Below are 15,078 nucleotides of genomic sequence, written 5' to 3'. Positions count from 1 at the left end.
TGCCGCTTGCGGCGTTTCTCATTGCGTAACACGCAATATCTTCGAACCCTAGGAATTCCCCGTTTGCCGGCCTGTGTGGTCCGAAAAGCAGCCAAAATGTAACCAAAAAGCAAGCCAGCACCGAACCCTTAGAGGCTTGGTGCATTTGCCATGATCGGTTAAGCGATTGAAAATATTCAAAGAAAAAGCCCCGCACCGTGAGGTGCAGGGCTTTGGAAACTGGCTCCCCGGGCCGGATTCGAACCGGCGACCTATCGATTAACAGTCGAGTGCTCTACCGCTGAGCTACCAGGGATCATCTGCGCCGCAGAAGTGAGGCTGCTAATACAAATGCTTTTCCGATTTGCCAAGCGGTTTTTCAAAAAAAATGTCGGCAGGCGGTTGCCGCCCTGTGGAGAAGGCACCAACTGTGGGGTCATTGGTACGGAAGAAGAGTGATGGCGAAGAAGCATTTTGGCATCAATCCCAAGACGCGTGAGATTGTGCTCGGCAAATGGCGGATGAGCCTGCCCAATTCGCCGGCATTGCGCGTGCTCATCGGCGTTCTGCTCGTCTTCGGCGGTCTGCTCGGTTTTCTGCCCATCCTGGGCTTCTGGATGGTTCCTCTGGGCCTGCTCGTGCTTTCGCACGATATTCCCTCGATGCGCCGACGGCGGCGCAAGCTGGCCGTATGGTGGGCCCGATGGCGCAGCAAGCCGAACTCGTCCGGCAGGTCCTGAGAGGTGGGCCTTGCCAAGAGTTCCGCCAGCATCCGGATGCACGCATTTCAGTCGTCGGAATTGCGCGGCTTTCGACGTCGTTCGGGCAGGAGGGCGACAATGACGCAGGCGAGGACCAAAGCGACCGGCCAGAAATCGGTCGCCTGATCCCAACTCCACCTCCACATTTCATAACCCTCCAGGTGAGGCGGCGGCAGCTTTGCGCTGATCTCGAAATCACGTTTCTCGCGGCCGTGGAAGTGTCCGATGGCGAAGGCGAGGCCGATGATCAGCGCCAGCCTTCTCGGCGCAATCGCCATGAACAGGAGGGCGACGACTGCTGCAATACAGAAGCCCTCGACCACATGCCCGAGCCAATCGAAGTGGCGCTGAATGTAGCCCCAAGGAATATCCATCATGTCGCGCTTCGAGTGCCGCCCTCCCGATGAGGCCGGCCGACGGACCGCTATATCACAACCGCCGATCACGAGACCACACGATCCTCGAGGTTTCGCCTTCGCGGACGTCTTCGGTAGCGTGGGAGAGCTCGTCCTTCTTCCAGTATCCGGACGCTGAGTGTGGTCGCAAAGTACAACTTGTAGTTAATCCAAAGTGGTCAATAGACAGGAGCATCGCGTTCGGCAACATTGGAGCGCTTTCAGGAAAAGGGTGTAACGGTCTTTCGTAGGAAATCCGTATTTTCATAGCGTTAGCTCGTCACTCCGACGGGGCCCGACGAAGTCGGCGCCGCGAAGGCCGTCCTGGTTTCCCAAGACGAGCATCGCCTACTTTACAGCACTGTGGAGAGAAAAATGGCGCATCTAATCGGTGGCATCGCCCCTTGGCTCGGGCTGGACAACCACATCTTCGGAACGAACGATCCGGACATTATCTTCGGAGACCCGTTCACGACCGGCAATAGCCTGGGAGTCTCCGAAATCGGCGGCTTCCTGTCTTCGGGGCAGGGTGGCCGCGACAGCCTTGACGGCCTTGGGGGCAACGACACGCTCTTCGGCGACGCTTGGACGATCTCCAATCAGGGGCGTGGTGGCGACGACCAGCTCGACGGCGGCGCCGGCGACGACACGCTGTACGGCGATGCCTTCCAGATCGATGCGATTGATTCCGCTATCGTCGCCGGAGGGAATGATCGTCTCTCTGGCGGCAAAGGCAACGATACACTCTATGGCGATGGCTACGATTGCCTCAGCGGACGTGGTGGAGACGACTGGCTCGACGGCGGCGCCGGAGACGATACTCTCTCGGGCGACGCTTTCTCCCTGGGCGATTTTTTCGTTGGCGGGAACGATCGCCTCCAGGGCGGAGAGGGCCATGACAAGCTCTACGGCGATGGCCTCGACCAGGGCGTCGTGGAATCCGGCATTGGCGGCAACGACCACCTGTATGGTGGTTCGGGCAATGACTTTCTCGTTGGAGACGTTCTTTTCTCACGTGGCGGCAGTGGCGGCGACGACCTGCTCGACGGAGGCAAAGGCAATGATGTCCTGTATGGCGATGCAGAGGTCGGCGTGGACACCGCGGGTGGGAACGACCTCTTGATCGGCGGCACCGGTAACGATCAGCTCTGGGGTGATGGTCGACTGACCGCAGCCTTCGCGGTCGAGACCGGTGCCGATCAGTTCCTGTTTTCACGAAACAGTGGTCGGGATGAGATCTTCGACTTCGAATTGGACAAGGACGTCATCCAAATCGCTGGCTATGGCTACGACGACTTCGCTGATTTTTTGCCCAACATCGGCAACGATGCCGACGGGAACGCTGTCCTGCAGTTGAATGGCACGGTCGATCAGGTCACTCTGATCGGCATCCACGCTGCCGACCTCAGCGCTGCCAACTTCGTCTTTGCGGGCGCGGATTTCGCCTTCGTCTGACGCAGGTAAGATTTGTCGGTAACAAAGCTGAATAGGGGTGGTTTTTTGGAGGCCTCGCCCGGAATTGAACCGGGGTACAAGGATTTGCAGTCCTCTGCGTCACCACTCCGCCACGAGGCCTCTACGATTTGCGATTTTTCAAATCGTGGCGCGGATTTAGAATGATTGCCCGCAATCCGCAAGAGGGTACATTTGGAATAGGGTCTTTTTTATTCTGTATAATATGGCTTCGGTTCTGTGGAGGCGTGGCCATAGCGCCCCAAGGCGCAATGCCCCCACTTCTAACGCTTTGAAATTGCGTACTTCCGTGGGAAACGCCTGCACACCTGGTCGGGAGGCTAGTGGTACCGCCGGATGAGGCCGACAAGCCTGCCTTGGATCTTGACCCGATCCGGACCGAATATCCGTGTCTCGTAAGCCGGATTGGCGGCTTCGAGCGCAATAGAGGCGCCCTTGCGACGGAAACGCTTCAGAGTTGCTTCCTCGTCGTCGATCAGGGCGACGACGATATCCCCGGGGGTGGCAGTGCTTCCGTTCCGGATGATCACCGTATCGCCATCGAGGATGCCGGCCTCGATCATCGAATCACCCTTGATCTCGAGAGCGTAGTGCTCGCCGCTGCCGATCATTTCGACCGGTACGGAAATATCGTGCATGTTGTTCTGGATTGCGGAAATCGGCACGCCGGCGGCAATGCGGCCCATGACCGGGACAGCGACCGACGCGATCTCGGCCGGGGGCGCCGGTTTCGGTGCGGGGGGCGGGGCCGCAGGCTTGCCCAGACTGCCTTCGATCACGCTCGGCGAAAAGCCGCGGCGGACCTGCGAAACACCGGCATAGGCCTCCGGCAGCTTGATGACTTCGAGGGCTCGAGCGCGATTCGGTAGCCGGCGAATGAACCCGCGCTCTTCGAGTGCGGTGATCAGACGATGGATGCCCGATTTGGAGGCAAGGTCCAGGGCATCTTTCATCTCGTCGAAGGACGGCGGAACCCCGGATTCCTTCATTCGTTCATGAATGAACAGAAGCAATTCCTGTTGCTTGCGGGTTAGCATGGCGTCACTCCAGAATCGCGAAACAAATCAAGAACAGAACCTATCTGTTCCATATGTGTTCCGCAAGTGCCTAAAATTCCGTGAATACCGCTTGCTGCTGAATGCCTGTCCGCTTCCGATCCGGCGTGTCGTTGGCGATCGCTCGGAATGTCGGGGCAGGGGGCGATACGCTCTCGCATGTTTGGCTTACAGCGGCCGCCCCAGTCGCTCGCCTATGCCATGCTAATAGGCAAGCCGCAGTCCGCCCGGCGTAAGAACGTCGAATTCAGGCTCGGGATAGGGCCCGTACCACTGGGTATAGGTCGTGTTGGTCGAGCCTGTGCTGGCGCACCCCGAAAGGGCGAAGAGGGAAAAAATTACGGCTGCCACCAAAGATTTAACAGGCATGTTTTTCTCCACTCGCGGGAGTTGCCCAGACCTCGAACGGGTCAGACTAAAACTTTCTCTCAAATCAGCTTTTTTGGCAAGCGCAGCCGAGCCTCGGCATCGACCGAGCCCTGGCAGCCTGACGTCCGGCATCGGTCGAAGTTGCCCCAGGTAAGTTCTGTCACCTAGGTCTCCGGGCTGGACAAAAGATGGGAATGGTGGAGTCGAAGGGAGTCGAACCCTCGACCTCCGCAGTGCGATTGCGGCGCTCTCCCAACTGAGCTACGACCCCACTGGTCACCCATTGTATAAGATTTTTCGGCCCCGCGCGCCAGTGCATTCCGTTTGCCGGCTTCACCCTTGCCGCCCGGTAGGGCACGCTGCAATTCACCCACCCGAATATCGCCCCTTCGCGATGGAGTCCCAAGCAGCTTCTTCCGCTCCGGCAGGTGACGCAAAGCGTCGGAAGGGCAGGGCGGCCACGAGCCTTGCGGCTGGGGAAGACGGCCATCAGTGACGAGAAGCTGGGAATTCCGGCGTGCCCGGATCAATTCTGAAATGGCGGAAGAGGTGGGATTCGAACCCACGGTACGCTTTCACGCACGCCGGTTTTCAAGACCGGTGCCTTAAACCGCTCGGCCACTCTTCCAGGTGATTGCGGAGCTTCGTGAAATTCGTTTCCGAGTTCTCGATGGACCGGCGATCGCTACCGGGTTTGCTGCCCATTCACCAACGGCTGGCTTTTTAGCAGCTTTGATCACAGCGTCAACTTGCTCCGGAGCATTTGCTTGCATTCGAGGCGTGCCGCGCCGCATACGCCGTGGCACGGTTGTGGGCCATCGTCACGGGCGCCGTCCGCTGTCCGGCGCTGCAGGCGGTCTTTCGTCGCCTGCCCGGGCGACGTAGGCCGCGACATCCGGACTTCTGCCGTCCAGGAGCGCCGCTCCGGCAAGCAGATAAACGGCAATCGCCAACATCGACAGGAGCATTATGCCTAAGGGGAGGCCGGTTGCCGCCCGTCGCTCCGGCGGCCCATAATCGTATCTGTCGTCCATTGCGATATCCTCTCGGACTTGGGCCGGAGCACGGGCACCACGCCAACCGGGGACGGAGCCTCAGAGTTGCACCGACGGGAAGCTTCGGCCAGCTCTGAGGCCGCCGCACCCCGCGGCCGACGAGCCGCGCGGGTGCTTATTGCGATATGTATCGGCAGGGAAACCCGGCAACGGGTTTCGGACCTTTGGCGCGCTCTATCGGACCATGGTCCAGCGACTCATTTACGCTTCATAAACCATAGCGAGCGTTTTTTAGCCTCCGTTCGTCCTCCGGTTCGCAATTTCGCCTTGTTGTTGTCATGATTGTTCGACTGTTCCGTTTCGGGACGGCGAAATTCTCGCGGGGGGAACTACTGCACGATTGCGACGATCGTTGCGCGTTCGGTCGGATGCGCGAGCGCTGCAGGAGCGGATTTCGGGTGCGGCTTTGCGAATGATCTTGTGGGACAGATGACATCCAATAACGGTGCGGCATATCTTGTGAGGGGGCTCCGTCTCGCAGCGGTTCCGTTGCTTTGCGCGGTGCTTGCGGCCTGCGGGTCGACGTCGAGCGTCAAGAAGACCAAGTCGCGGAGCAAGGAATACTTCGCCGAGTCCGTCTATGGCGTCAAAGCCAGCCCCAGAGTCGCTACCGGAAACAACATTCCCAAGGGCGGTGGCCGCTACCAGGTAGGCAAACCCTATCAGGTCAAAGGCAGGTGGTATCAGCCGAAGGAGGATTTCGGCTACAACAAGAGCGGGATGGCCTCCTGGTACGGGTCTGCCTTCCATGGCCGGCTGACGGCCAATGGCGAAGTCTATGACAAGCATCACCTTTCGGCCGCTCACCCGACCTTTCCGCTGCCGAGCTATGCGCGCGTGACCAACCTGGAGAACGGCACGTCCGTCATCGTGCGTGTCAATGATCGCGGCCCCTATGAGTACGGCCGGATCATCGACGTCTCTTCGAAAACCGCCGACCTGCTGGACATCAAGCGCAAGGGAAGCGCCAATGTTCGCGTTCAATATGTCGGTCGTGCGCCGCTCGAAGGCAATGACATGCCCTACCTCATGGCTTCGTACGTCAGGAAGGGCGACCGTGGCCCGAGCGTGATGCCGGAAGGGCAGATCGCCTCAGGCGTGATGGTGGCTTCCAACGAGCCGCTGCGCGACATGGTTCCGAATCTCCGCGCCGTTCCGGTTCCGAACAGATCGACGCTCGATGCCGGCGTACCGGTGAACGCGCTGGCAAAGCCGGCCCAGGCCTCGGCGGCACCAAGCGCCTTCGGCGAATTCGTCGTTCTGCCGCAGATCGGCCCCATGCCTACGTCGCGCCCGCAATTGATCCCGCTGCCGGATGGCAGCATGGCCTATGCTGCGGCCTATGTCGAAGTTCGCGTCAGCGACAAGCCTTCGCCCTTCGAGGCGATCATGGTCGATCGCAATCCGCTGACCCCCGATTCCATTCTCGCCTATGCGAAGCGCCAGTACCGAAACGCCGACTCGCGCTGACGCCGGTTGAAGAGGGCTTTTCGCGCTGATATGCCCATGCAGAACCGGAGTTTCTCATGCGCATGAAGTGGCTTGCGGTCGTAGGTTTCCTCGCGGCCATCGTTTCGGGACCAGCGGTCGCACAGACGCCCGCCTTCGACACCAAAGCGAAGCAGATATATCTCGTCGATGCCGAGACGGGCACAGTGCTCTTTTCACGCGACGAGGATGCACCCGTCCCGCCTGCCTCGCTCGCCAAACTCATGGCGATGGAGGTGGTTTTCGAAGCCCTGGATAAGGGCGACCTGACGTCCGAGACGAGTTTCGAGGTTTCTGAACATGCGTGGCGTACAGGCGGGGCCCCCTCCGGCACTGCAACGATGTTCGCCGCGATCAAATCCAGGATCCGCGTTGCGGATCTCATCCAGGGCGCAACGGTGCAACTCGCCAACGATGCGTGCATTGTCCTGGCTGAGGGAATTGCTGGCAGCGAGGCTGCTTTTGCCGAACTGATGACCAAGCGGGCCCGCGAGCTAGGGCTGCCGGTCGCCACATTCAGGAATGCCACGGGGCTGCCGCATCCGGAAAACAAGATCACGATGCGCGAACTCGTCGCCCTTACGCGGCACCTGTACGAGGCGCACCCGAATTACTACCGGCTCTATTCGCAGCCGGAATTCGAGTGGAACAAGATCCTTCAGCGCAACAAGAACCCTCTGATCGCCGCGAATGTCGGCGTCGATGGATTGGCGACCGGCTTTGCGGAGGGTTTCGGCTTCTCGCTCGCCGTCTCGATGCAACGGGGCGACCGCCGGGTCTTTCTCGCGATGGGGGGCCTCGAGAGCGAAAAGGAGAGAATCGACGAGAGCCGCAGGGTCCTGGATTGGGCGATGACCGCTTTCGAGAAACGGCGCATTTTCGCAGATGGTGAAACCATCGGAGAGGCGAGCGTCTACGGCGGCGCGGATTCCCGAGTGGCGCTCGTGGCGGGCAGCCCGGTCGACGTTCTGCTGCCGGTAAAAAATCCCGAACGGCTGACGGCACGCATCGTCTACAAATGGCCGCTCAACGCACCCGTCGCTGCCGGTCAGCAGGTCGGCGTCGTCAAGCTCTGGAACGGGGACAAGCTGCTGCGGGAAGTTCCCGTGAAGACGGCGAGGGCGGTCGAGTCCGGAACGCTCACGAGCCGGGCGCTCGACGCGCTGCAGGAACTGCTGTTCTTCTGGCTGTGACAAATGCGCTTTGCGACGGTTTCTTCCGCGGGACCGATCGGCTAAACAGGGACGATAATGCACGCCGATCCGGGAATTGAAGTGTCGCTGACCAAGGGTTTGTTCATAACATTCGAGGGGGGAGAGGGGGCCGGCAAGTCGACCCAGATGCGCCTTCTTGCGCAAGCGCTGAGCGCGCGCGGCTACCGCGTGCTCACCACGCGCGAGCCGGGAGGCTCCGCGGGTGCCGAAGCCGTTCGCCACGTCCTTCTTTCGGGCGCGGCGGAGTCCTTCGGAGTCCGGATGGAGGCGATCCTCTTTGCGGCCGCTCGCAGCGACCACGTCGAGGAGGTGATCCGGCCGGCGCTCCAGCAAGGAACGATCGTCCTTTGCGATCGGTTCATGGATTCCTCGCGCGTCTATCAGGGCGTGACCGGCAATCTGGAACCGGCCTTCGTCGAGACCATGGAACGCGTTGCGGTGAACGGTGTCATTCCCGACTGCACCATCATTTTCGATCTTCCCGCCTCGGTCGGGCTGGAGCGCGCCCGCCGCCGCGCCGCAAACGACAGTCCCGACCGATTTGAAAAGGAACAGCTGGCGACGCATGAAAAGCGGCGCGAAGCCTTTCTCGATATTGCCGCGGCCGATCCGGAGCGATGCCGCGTCGTCGATGCCAACCGTCCGCCGACCGCGATCGCTGCCGAAGTATTGAGTCTCGCCGAGGCGCTATTGCCGCTTGAGGGCAAGCCGCAACCCTCGAATGTGGAAGCGACGTCATGACCCCGGAACAGCCAGGTGTGCTGGAGGGCGCGCTTGCTCCCGTGATGAACAGCAAGCTCTTCGGTCATCGGGAGGCGGAAGCCTTTCTCGCACAGAGCTACCGGTCCGGAAAGGGTCATCACGCGATCCTGATCGAAGGGCCGGAGGGGATAGGCAAGGCCACACTCGCCTTCCGCTTCGCCAATCATGTCCTGAGCCATCCGGATCCGGCAGACGCCCCCGAAAGGCTTGCCGACCCTGATCCCGCCTCTATCGTCACGAGACAGCTCGGTTCGGGCGCATCGCACAATCTCCTGCATCTCGCGCGCCCAGTGGACGAAAAGACGGGCAGGACGAAGGGCGCGATCACGGTCGACGAGGTTCGCCGCGCCGGCAAGTTCTTCGGCCAGACGTCGGGCACCGGAAACTGGCGCATCGTCATCATCGATCCGGCCGACGATCTCAACCGCAACGCCGCCAATGCCATTTTGAAGATGTTGGAGGAGCCGCCGCGCCGTTCGCTGTTTCTGGTGCTCACCCATGCGCCGGGAAAACTCCTGCCGACCATCCGCTCGCGTTGCCTGCCTTTGCGGCTGAAGCCTCTGGACACGGAAGCGCTGCGCCAGGCGCTTGCGCATCTCGGGCTCGATCTCGCGGGCCTGAATGCAGAGCGCGTCCTCGCCGCCGCAAACGGCAGCGTTTCTGAGGCGCTGAAGCTCGTCAACTATGGCGGGCTGGATATAGCCGAGGCTTTCGAAGACATTCTGGCGGGGCAGGGCCCGGCCGTTCGCAAGAACATGCACAAGCTGGCCGACGTGCTTTCGGGCAAGGACAGCGAAACGATCTTCGATTTCTTTTCGTCGCTGCTGTCGGGGCGCATCATGCGGATGGCTCGCGAGGCGGCGATCGCCGGCGACGTCGGCGCGGCCGAACGGTTCGCCAGGCTGTCCAGCACCGTTGGCGAACGCCTGACGCTGAGCGCGGCCTATAACCTCGACCGCAAGCAGACGGTTCTTTCCCTCCTCGATGATCTCAAGGAAGCTCTATAGGTAGGGAGCGAACTTCCATTTTCGCTCGATTGCCGCAGCCAGGTCTATATCGTTGTGGTGGGCGAAGAGCAGAACGTGGCCGAGGAGATCGGCCGTTTCGTCGGCGATCGACTGGCGCAGCGTCTCCGGGGAGACCTGCCGGTCGCGCCCCCGTCCTGTGGCGTTGTTCCAGGCCTGCGTCAGTTCCCCCATTTCCTCCTGCAGTTTCAATATAAACCAATCCGGATCACGGCTGATCGAATGCATCGCCGCATAGCCCGCCGACGCTTTCTCGAATTTTCGTCTGAGTTCGTTGAGCACACACTCTCCCCCCGTTTGTTTTTGTTTTGTTCCAGACGATCTTTCGTGTCAATCCCGTCTGATATCGCGGGAAGCCCCGCGGCTGGAGAGAAGCTTTCACTTGCGCTCCGGGTGGAGAAGGGTATGCGAGGTTTCCGCGGAGCCCGAATTTTCCCCCTCGAAGACGGTTCACGGCCATGGTCAGGTCGCTCCGGCCTAAATTCAACGTGATCTACCGGTTTCCTACCCGAAGGCGATGCGGTAATAGCACCCCATAGTTTCTGTCCCGAGGATATCGAAGCCCGCTATGAGAGATACGTCCCCGTTCTACATCACCACCGCGATTTCCTATCCGAACGGCAAGCCGCATATCGGTCATGCCTACGAGCTGATCGCGACGGATGCCATGGCACGCTTTCAGCGGCTTGATGGGCGCGAGGTCTTCTTCCTGACTGGGACGGACGAGCATGGACAGAAGATGCAGCAGACGGCGAAGAAGGAAGGAATTTCGCCGCAGGAGCTTGCCGCCCGCAATTCGGCCGAATTCCAGAATATGGCGCGGCTGCTCAACGCCTCCAACGACGATTTCATCCGCACGACCGAACAGCGCCACCACGAGGCCTCGCAGGCGATCTGGATCCGCATGGGCGAGGCGGGCGACCTTTACAAGGATTCCTATGCCGGGTGGTATTCCGTTCGGGACGAGGCCTATTACCAGGAAAACGAGACGGAACTGCGCGGCGACGGCGTACGTTACGGACCGCAGGGAACGCCCGTGGAATGGGTGGAGGAAGAGAGCTACTTCTTCCGGCTGTCCGCCTACCAGGACAAGCTCCTCAAGCACTACGAGGAAAATCCCGACTTCATCGGTCCGGCGGAACGGCGCAACGAGGTCATTTCCTTCGTCAAGTCGGGCTTGAAGGACCTCTCCGTCTCGCGCACCACATTCGACTGGGGAATCAAAGTTCCGAACGATCCCGCTCATGTGATGTATGTCTGGGTCGACGCGCTGACCAACTACGTCACCGCCACCGGCTATCTGACCGACCCGACGGGTCCGCGCGCGAAATTCTGGCCGGCAAATATCCACGTCATCGGCAAGGACATCATCCGTTTCCACGCCGTCTATTGGCCGGCTTTCCTGATGTCGGCCGGTCTTCCGCTTCCCAAGCGCGTCTTCGCTCACGGATTCCTGCTCAACAAGGGCGAGAAGATGTCGAAGTCGCTCGGCAACGTGGTCGATCCGTTCAATCTGGTCGAGCATTTCGGCCTCGATCAGATCCGCTATTTCTTCCTTCGCGAAGTCTCGTTCGGCCAGGACGGCAGCTACAGCGAGGAGGGGATCGCGACCCGCATCAATTCCGACCTCGCCAACGGTATCGGCAATCTCGCCAGCCGTTCCCTGTCGATGATCGTCAAGAATTGTGACGGCCAGATTCCGCTCTGTGGACCGCTGACCGACGAAGACAAGGCGATGCTCGCCGCCGCCGACTCGCTGATCGACACCGCACGCGAGGAAATGGGCAAGCAGCTCATTCATCGCGCACTTGCGGCGATCATCGCCGTCGTTTCCGAGACCGACCGCTACTTCGCAGGCCAGGAGCCCTGGGCGCTGAAGAAGATCGATCCGAGCCGCATGGCAACCGTGCTTTACGTCACGGCGGAGGTCGTTCGCCAGGTCGCGATCCTTCTGCAGCCATTCATGCCGGAATCGGCGGGAAAACTCCTGGATCTCGTCGCCGTGCCGGCCGACCGTCGCGATTTCGCCCATCTTGGCGAAGCCGGGCGCCTCGTGTCCGGAACGCCGCTCGAAGCACCCAAGCCGGTCTTCCCGCGCTACGTCGCGCCGGAAGCCTGAACGAGACGAAAGCATGCTGATCGACACCCATTGCCACCTCGATTTTCCAGATTTTGAGGCCGAACGCGACGCAATCATCGAGCGCGCGCGCGAGGCCGGCGTCGCGCAGATGGTGACGATTTCGACCCGGGTGAAACGGTTCGACACGATCCTCGCCATCGCCGAAAAATATCCGAACGTCTCCTGTTCCGTCGGCACGCATCCTCATAATGCCGATGAGGAACTGGACGTGACGGCCGACGATCTCGTTCGGCTCTCCGCCCATCCCAAGGTCGTCGCGATCGGCGAGGCGGGGCTGGATTATTTTTACGACAACGCGCCGCGCGACGCGCAGGCGGAGGGATTGAGGCGGCATATCGCGGCGGCGCGAACAACCGGACTGCCGCTCGTCATCCATAGCAGGTCGGCCGACGACGATATGGCTGCGATTCTAACCGAGGAATCGGGGAAGGGCGCCTTCCCCTTCCTTCTCCATTGCTTCTCGTCCGGCCCGGACCTCGCCCGAATCGGCGTCGAGCTCGGCGGCTATGTGTCCTTTTCGGGGATCCTGACATTCCCGAAATCCGAGGAACTGAGGGACATCGCCAGGACAGTCCCGCGCGATCGGATGATCGTCGAGACGGACGCGCCCTATTTGGCACCGAAGCCCTTCCGCGGCAAGCGCAACGAACCGGCCTACGTGGCGCACACGGCCGAGGTGCTGGCGCAAGCCATCGGCGTCTCCAGCGAGGAGATTGCCGAAATCACCACCGAAAACGCCTTCAGGATCTTCTCGAAGATGCCGAGGCTTTGAAATGGCGTTTCGGCGGGTCTTCACCATTCTGGGCTGCGGCTCGTCGCCGGGCGTGCCGCGCATCACCGGTGATTGGGGCGCCTGCGATCCGTCGAACCCGCGCAACCGTCGCATGCGAGCGGCCTTGCTCGTAGAACAGTTTGCGCCGGACGGCGGCAAGACGACCGTGGTGATCGACACCGGCCCGGATTTCCGAGCCCAGATGATCGCGGCGAATGTACGCCACATCGATGCCGTGCTCTACACCCATGCCCATGCGGACCATCTGCACGGGATCGACGATCTGCGCGGTTTCGTCATCGAGAATCGCAGGCGCGTGCCGATCTGGGCCGATGCGTTCACGATGGCCCGTATTCGCGACGGCTTCCGCTATTGTCTGGAGTCGCCGCCAGGCAGCGGCTATCCGCCGATCGTCGACCCCTATGTGATTCCCGACGACCTGCCGCCGTTGACCATCCATGGCGCCGGCGGGCCGATCTCGTTCGAGCCGCTGACGCAGTTTCACGGCAACGTCCATTCGCTCGGCTTCCGTATCGGCGGTTTTGCCTATTGCAGCGACGTCAGCGACTTTCCGGCAGAAACGGTCGGGAAGCTCGGCGGACTCGATCTGCTCGTCATCGACACGCTGCAGTACAAATTTCACCCGAGTCACTTGTCCCTGGTGCAGTCGCTCGTGTGGATCAACCGGCTGCGGCCGAAACGCGCCGTGCTCACGCATATGCATGTGCCGATGGATTACGAGACCGTGTGCGCGGAGACGCCGGATCACGTCGAGCCGGCTTACGACATGATGCGCATGGAATTCGATATCGACCGGCCGTCGGCGGAAGACGCATAAAGTCCCATATCAGAGATCTTATATAAGTCACTGATCCGATGCGACTTACGCCTCTCTTAGATCACAGCGATCCGTTCCATAATCTATCTTATGCGATGGATGCATGTAGCGGCAGTTTAGAGACGCGACATATGAGCCGGTTAGAGATGCGACAGTCGTCGCCTCTCGGGATGCTGGTCAAACGTCAACGTTTGGAAGGAAGACTGGCGACGTGAAGCGTGGTTGAGACCATGAGCGTTCGGAGTCGTCATGTCTTGTTTGATCACCATGTCGCAGAAGGAATTGCATCGTCTTGAACTCATACAGCGGATTCGCGGTGGCAGCCTGACCGTCGTCGAGGCGGCCGCGTTGCTTCGTCTCAGCCGCAGTCAGGTCCACCGGCTGTTGCAGGCCTATGACCTGGACGGCGCCGACGGTCTCGTGTCGAAGAAGCGCGGCCGTCCGAGCAACCGGCGTCATAGCGAGGATTTCCGCAACCTGGTGCTCGATCTGGTGCGTGAGCATTACGGGGATTTTGGACCAACGTTGGCGGCCGAGAAGCTGCTGGAGCGCCACCGGATTGCCGTCAGCAAGGAGACGCTGCGTCAGTGGATGATGGAAGTCGGCATCTGGGTGTCGCGACGCGAGCGCAAGAAGCGGGTCTTCCAGCCGCGCGGCCGGCGCGATTGTTTCGGCGAACTCGTTCAGATCGACGGCTCGCTTCATTGGTGGTTCGAAGGCCGCGGCCCCAAATGCGCCCTGCTCGTCTATATCGACGATGCCACCGGCAAGCTGTTGCACTTACGCTTCGCCGGATCGGAGAACACCTTCGACTATCTGCACGCGACGAAGGCCTACCTGCAGCAATGGGGCAAGCCGATCGCCTTCTATAGCGACAAGCATGGCGTCTTCCGCACCACCCATGCTTCCAAGAAGGACAGAACCAGTGGCCTGACGCAGTTCGGGCGAGCCCTTTATGAACTCAACATCGACATCATCTGCGCCAACACCCCGCAGGCCAAGGGACGCGTCGAGCGCGCCAACCAGACGCTGCAGGATCGCCTCGTCAAGGAACTGCGGCTGCGCGGCATCGACACGATCGCGGCGGCGAATGCCTATGCGCCGGAGTTCATGGCCGACTTCAATCGCCGCTTTGGCAAGGCGCCGCGCAATCCGAAGGACATGCATCGGCCGTTTGCCGCGCATGAGAACCTCGATGGCGCGATGTGCCGCAAGGAGATCCGCAAGCTGTCGCAGTCGCTGACGCTGCGCTATGACAAGGTGATGTTCATCCTCGATCCGACCGACCTCGCCACGGCGCTCGCCGGCAAGAAGGTCATTGTCTGCGACTATCCCGACGGTCGCCTCGAGGTCACCCATGAGGGGACGTCCCTGCCCTACAGAACCTTCGACACGCTGCGCTCGGTGCACCGCTGCGAGGTGGTTGAGAACAAGCGCCTTGATGACATGCTGGCGGTGGTGGCCGAGATGCAGGCCGGACGAGAGCAACAGCGCAGCAAGGGCGGGCCGCGCCGCACCGGCCAGACGGACCATATGTTCGGCATTCGCGACGGCAGCCAGAGCAATGGCTATCAAAAGCGCGGCACGAAGCCTGGCCGGAAGACGGATTTTACCAAGGATCCGGTGGTCATCGCCAAGCGCCAGCAAGCCCTTGCGCAGCTGAAAGCGGCGGAGTGATCGGGATGTCAAAGCTAAAGTTTATCTTGCAGCTGGAGCCATCCGCCGCCGACCGGGCTGCGCAACCCTGACCAG

At 60.9% G+C, this 15,078-nt stretch carries 15 protein-coding genes and 4 tRNA genes; 10 read left to right on the top strand and 9 right to left on the bottom strand.

The genetic code is table 11. The features are described from left to right. Nucleotides 1-220: 220 nt before the first annotated feature. Nucleotides 221-295 (bottom strand) — tRNA-Asn (locus ACTJKL_RS16260). A gap of 142 nt (nucleotides 296-437) precedes the next feature. Here ACTJKL_RS16260 and ACTJKL_RS16255 point away from each other — a divergent pair. Further along, entirely contained in the window at nucleotides 438-719 is a 282-nt protein-coding gene (locus ACTJKL_RS16255) for a hypothetical protein (protein ID WP_440853304.1), read from the top strand. A 47-nt stretch (nucleotides 720-766) separates the two neighbouring features. Here ACTJKL_RS16255 and ACTJKL_RS16250 read toward each other — a convergent pair whose 3' ends face one another. Next, nucleotides 767-1,114 carry a hypothetical protein gene (locus ACTJKL_RS16250; RefSeq protein ID WP_440853406.1) on the bottom strand — a complete coding sequence of 116 codons (348 nt, stop codon included), beginning with the start codon at nucleotides 1,112-1,114 and terminating at the stop codon, nucleotides 767-769. A gap of 396 nt (nucleotides 1,115-1,510) precedes the next feature. Here ACTJKL_RS16250 and ACTJKL_RS16245 point away from each other — a divergent pair, with 396 nt between their 5' ends. Next, complete coding sequence (locus ACTJKL_RS16245) at nucleotides 1,511-2,590, top strand: calcium-binding protein (RefSeq protein ID WP_440853303.1); 1,080 nt, start codon at nucleotides 1,511-1,513, stop codon at nucleotides 2,588-2,590. Nucleotides 2,591-2,636: 46 nt separating this feature from the next. Here ACTJKL_RS16245 and ACTJKL_RS16240 read toward each other — a convergent pair. The 6 genes from ACTJKL_RS16240 to ACTJKL_RS16215 all read right to left on the bottom strand — a co-directional run bounded on the left by ACTJKL_RS16240 (nucleotide 2,637) and on the right by ACTJKL_RS16215 (nucleotide 5,066). After that, nucleotides 2,637-2,710, bottom strand: a tRNA-Cys gene (locus tag ACTJKL_RS16240). 218 nt (nucleotides 2,711-2,928) lie between these two features. After that, nucleotides 2,929-3,645 (bottom strand): transcriptional repressor LexA, encoded by a 717-nt coding sequence (gene lexA / locus ACTJKL_RS16235; RefSeq protein WP_018094916.1) that lies wholly within the window; start codon nucleotides 3,643-3,645, stop codon nucleotides 2,929-2,931. 222 nt (nucleotides 3,646-3,867) lie between these two features. Then, nucleotides 3,868-4,032 (bottom strand): hypothetical protein, encoded by a 165-nt coding sequence (locus tag ACTJKL_RS16230; protein WP_013844460.1) that lies wholly within the window; start codon nucleotides 4,030-4,032, stop codon nucleotides 3,868-3,870. Between the two features lie 195 nt (nucleotides 4,033-4,227). Next, nucleotides 4,228-4,303 (bottom strand) — tRNA-Ala (locus ACTJKL_RS16225). 267 nt (nucleotides 4,304-4,570) lie between these two features. Then, nucleotides 4,571-4,660: transfer RNA gene (locus ACTJKL_RS16220), tRNA-Ser, on the bottom strand. 193 nt (nucleotides 4,661-4,853) lie between these two features. Beyond that, nucleotides 4,854-5,066 (bottom strand): hypothetical protein, encoded by a 213-nt coding sequence (locus ACTJKL_RS16215; protein ID WP_440853302.1) that lies wholly within the window; start codon nucleotides 5,064-5,066, stop codon nucleotides 4,854-4,856. Between the two features lie 450 nt (nucleotides 5,067-5,516). Between ACTJKL_RS16215 and ACTJKL_RS16210 the strand changes: the two genes are divergently transcribed. The 4 genes from ACTJKL_RS16210 to ACTJKL_RS16195 are packed head-to-tail and all read left to right on the top strand — an operon-like array spanning nucleotide 5,517 to nucleotide 9,558. Then, nucleotides 5,517-6,557, top strand: a complete 1,041-nt coding sequence (locus tag ACTJKL_RS16210; RefSeq protein ID WP_440853301.1) for a septal ring lytic transglycosylase RlpA family protein — start codon at nucleotides 5,517-5,519, stop codon at nucleotides 6,555-6,557. A gap of 56 nt (nucleotides 6,558-6,613) precedes the next feature. Next, nucleotides 6,614-7,768 carry a D-alanyl-D-alanine carboxypeptidase family protein gene (locus ACTJKL_RS16205; RefSeq protein WP_324763384.1) on the top strand — a complete coding sequence of 385 codons (1,155 nt, stop codon included), beginning with the start codon at nucleotides 6,614-6,616 and terminating at the stop codon, nucleotides 7,766-7,768. Between the two features lie 57 nt (nucleotides 7,769-7,825). Beyond that, nucleotides 7,826-8,530, top strand: a complete 705-nt coding sequence (gene tmk, locus ACTJKL_RS16200) for a dTMP kinase (protein WP_440853300.1) — start codon at nucleotides 7,826-7,828, stop codon at nucleotides 8,528-8,530. Further along, complete coding sequence (locus tag ACTJKL_RS16195; protein ID WP_018094911.1) at nucleotides 8,527-9,558, top strand: DNA polymerase III subunit delta'; 1,032 nt, start codon at nucleotides 8,527-8,529, stop codon at nucleotides 9,556-9,558. Before tmk ends, ACTJKL_RS16195 begins: the two co-directional genes overlap by 4 nt. Here ACTJKL_RS16195 and ACTJKL_RS16190 read toward each other — a convergent pair. Beyond that, entirely contained in the window at nucleotides 9,553-9,858 is a 306-nt protein-coding gene (locus ACTJKL_RS16190) for a pyrophosphohydrolase domain-containing protein (protein WP_338283076.1), read from the bottom strand. The two genes, ACTJKL_RS16195 and ACTJKL_RS16190, sit on opposite strands and share 6 nt — an antisense overlap. A gap of 286 nt (nucleotides 9,859-10,144) precedes the next feature. On the opposite strand from ACTJKL_RS16190, the gene metG reads away from it, so the two are divergent. The 4 genes from metG (at nucleotide 10,145) to ACTJKL_RS16170 (ending at nucleotide 15,003) form a co-directional block, all read left to right on the top strand. Continuing rightward, nucleotides 10,145-11,695, top strand: a complete 1,551-nt coding sequence (gene metG / locus ACTJKL_RS16185) for a methionine--tRNA ligase (protein ID WP_440853299.1) — start codon at nucleotides 10,145-10,147, stop codon at nucleotides 11,693-11,695. Nucleotides 11,696-11,708: 13 nt separating this feature from the next. After that, nucleotides 11,709-12,488 (top strand): TatD family hydrolase, encoded by a 780-nt coding sequence (locus tag ACTJKL_RS16180; protein WP_440853298.1) that lies wholly within the window; start codon nucleotides 11,709-11,711, stop codon nucleotides 12,486-12,488. Between the two features lies 1 nt (nucleotide 12,489). Continuing rightward, a complete protein-coding gene (locus ACTJKL_RS16175) occupies nucleotides 12,490-13,326 on the top strand; it encodes an MBL fold metallo-hydrolase (protein ID WP_440853297.1) in 837 nt (278 codons plus the stop codon). A 249-nt stretch (nucleotides 13,327-13,575) separates the two neighbouring features. Beyond that, on the top strand, nucleotides 13,576-15,003 hold the full coding sequence (locus tag ACTJKL_RS16170) for an ISNCY family transposase (protein ID WP_440852859.1): 1,428 nt from the start codon (nucleotides 13,576-13,578) through the stop codon (nucleotides 15,001-15,003). Nucleotides 15,004-15,078 lie beyond the last annotated feature (75 nt).

Origin of the sequence: Sinorhizobium sp. 22678, assembly GCF_052044265.1 — a bacterium.
Taxonomy (GTDB): Bacteria; Pseudomonadota; Alphaproteobacteria; order Rhizobiales; family Rhizobiaceae; genus Sinorhizobium; species Sinorhizobium meliloti_A.
Note: the sequence above shows the minus strand (reverse complement) of the source record. Positions and strands in the feature narration are given on the sequence as shown.

Coding starts and splice junctions, on each gene's coding strand:
- ACTJKL_RS16180 (WP_440853298.1), top strand. CDS start 11,709: ATGCTGATCGACACCCATTGCCACCTCGATTTTCCAGATTTTGAGGCC.
- ACTJKL_RS16210 (WP_440853301.1), top strand. CDS start 5,517: ATGACATCCAATAACGGTGCGGCATATCTTGTGAGGGGGCTCCGTCTC.
- ACTJKL_RS16230 (WP_013844460.1), bottom strand. CDS start 4,032: ATGCCTGTTAAATCTTTGGTGGCAGCCGTAATTTTTTCCCTCTTCGCC.
- lexA (WP_018094916.1), bottom strand. CDS start 3,645: ATGCTAACCCGCAAGCAACAGGAATTGCTTCTGTTCATTCATGAACGA.
- ACTJKL_RS16250 (WP_440853406.1), bottom strand. CDS start 1,114: ATGGATATTCCTTGGGGCTACATTCAGCGCCACTTCGATTGGCTCGGG.
- metG (WP_440853299.1), top strand. CDS start 10,145: ATGAGAGATACGTCCCCGTTCTACATCACCACCGCGATTTCCTATCCG.
- ACTJKL_RS16205 (WP_324763384.1), top strand. CDS start 6,614: ATGCGCATGAAGTGGCTTGCGGTCGTAGGTTTCCTCGCGGCCATCGTT.
- ACTJKL_RS16175 (WP_440853297.1), top strand. CDS start 12,490: ATGGCGTTTCGGCGGGTCTTCACCATTCTGGGCTGCGGCTCGTCGCCG.
- ACTJKL_RS16245 (WP_440853303.1), top strand. CDS start 1,511: ATGGCGCATCTAATCGGTGGCATCGCCCCTTGGCTCGGGCTGGACAAC.
- ACTJKL_RS16255 (WP_440853304.1), top strand. CDS start 438: ATGGCGAAGAAGCATTTTGGCATCAATCCCAAGACGCGTGAGATTGTG.
- ACTJKL_RS16215 (WP_440853302.1), bottom strand. CDS start 5,066: ATGGACGACAGATACGATTATGGGCCGCCGGAGCGACGGGCGGCAACC.
- tmk (WP_440853300.1), top strand. CDS start 7,826: ATGCACGCCGATCCGGGAATTGAAGTGTCGCTGACCAAGGGTTTGTTC.
- ACTJKL_RS16195 (WP_018094911.1), top strand. CDS start 8,527: ATGACCCCGGAACAGCCAGGTGTGCTGGAGGGCGCGCTTGCTCCCGTG.
- ACTJKL_RS16170 (WP_440852859.1), top strand. CDS start 13,576: ATGTCTTGTTTGATCACCATGTCGCAGAAGGAATTGCATCGTCTTGAA.